Source organism: Cyclobacterium xiamenense (genome assembly GCF_009467825.1).
Lineage (GTDB): Bacteria > Bacteroidota > Bacteroidia > Cytophagales > Cyclobacteriaceae > Cyclobacterium > Cyclobacterium xiamenense.
Map to the genome: position 1 here is coordinate 1 of NZ_WIOK01000072.1, position 1,574 is coordinate 1,574.

The 1,574-nt window shown below is 43.3% G+C and carries 1 protein-coding gene; it reads right to left on the reverse strand.

Annotated features, from left to right (window positions below; all coding sequences use genetic code 11):
• Positions 1–303 precede the first annotated feature (303 nt).
• The gene (locus GCU44_RS22870) at positions 304–1,449 is read right to left on the reverse strand and encodes a DUF4221 family protein (RefSeq protein ID WP_154859705.1); all 1,146 of its coding nucleotides are present in this window, start codon (positions 1,447–1,449) and stop codon (positions 304–306) included.
• Positions 1,450–1,574: the final 125 nt, after the last annotated feature.

Here is a 1,574-nt window from a genome sequence, read left to right on the forward strand (position 1 = left end):
AAATCAGGTTCAACCCCTGCCGGGGTTGGTGATAATCGCTAGTCCATCAGCCGTGGGCTGCACCCACGGTTATTGGTGTTCAGGCCCTTCAGGCCTGGGCTCAAAGAAATAATGATTAACTGCCCTGAAGGGTCCGTAAAAAGAATTAATTTTACTTGAGTCCAACCTTTATAAATCGCCTCTCAAATCACTTCTGCCAAAAGATACCTATTCAACTTTGAAGCCTGAATGACCTCAGCCACAAAACCCAGAAAAGTCCGGGGATTGCGGGTACCCTTCGCACCATTCAGCCATCGACCAGCATCATAACGCTATATTAAGCCGCAAAAAACCCAGCTCATCCTCCATATTCTCAAAAATCCAGATGGCACCATCCTTGACAAAGTAGGTTTGTGGAATAGTGGTCAACTGGGGTACGATGGCCTCCGTTATCATCTCCAGGTTTTTGTCAAACACTGTCAGGTAAACCCGAACGTTTGTAGCAGATAGGGAAAACCACCCATCCTTCTCAACCGTTTCGACGTCTGCCTGATAGGAAAACCGGTAATATCGGGTAGTGACTTTGTCCCAAAGTAACCGCTCAAAATTAATTTCTGCCGTTCCGGTTGCCCTTATTCGCTCCATCGCCTCATCACTTTCTACCTGCTTGGGATAGTAAGGCGTTTTTTGGTTGGGCGTCAATCGACTTTCATAGGTTTTCAATAGCAAACTATCTTTCTCAGGAAGGTATACGTACAATTCATCGAATACATTATTGCTGATTACGATGTTTTCTCCTTCCGTTTGAAGCATAATCTGAGATACTAAAAAACCACTAACCTGCCCCCCACTGAATTGTGTCACATGGTATTCTTCCAGCTTATCAAACGCCGGAAGTGCCAACTCGGTAATTGTACCATCAGACGCATCCACTTTTATCAATTGCCTGGACTTGGCCGTCCAGTCTGTTACAAAGCCGAAATACCGGTTTTCAGAACCGGGAATTACCGAGTTAATGCGAAAACGATTCCCTCCATCCAAAATACCTGACTGGTCCAGTACCTCCTGAATTTTCACTTCCTCTAATTTCTCTCCTTCCAAATTAAAAATCGCTGCATGCTTCAGAGACCCCGCCACTAAAATGCTATCTACCCCCAACAAGAAAAAAGGAGTAAAAAAAGGACCAGTACCTCGAGGCCCTTCCCTTTCAAAGGGTATTTTCTCAACGAACTTTAATTCATCCAGGTCTATTTTTTCCAGGGAATGGTCCGTGGGATTGTAATTGTATAGAAACCTTCCATCTGCTGACAATTCAGCGTAGTTCAGATTTGCCCTGAGATAAAGAATTTCATCTCCCGGATCGACCAGTACGGTGTCTAAAGAAAAAGTAAGTTGCCCTTGTTGCCCGATATTTCCATTTTCGGGACTTCCGCAACCAGCTATTAAAAGAAGGATGATAAAAAAAATAATTGAATAAGGCGTTTGTTAAATGGTCAGAATAAGGCTATATTGTCGTTAAACGCTGATTTTATGGAAAAGAAGTATAAGAGTCTGTCTATATTCGAATTTAAAGACCGATTTCCCGATAATAGAGC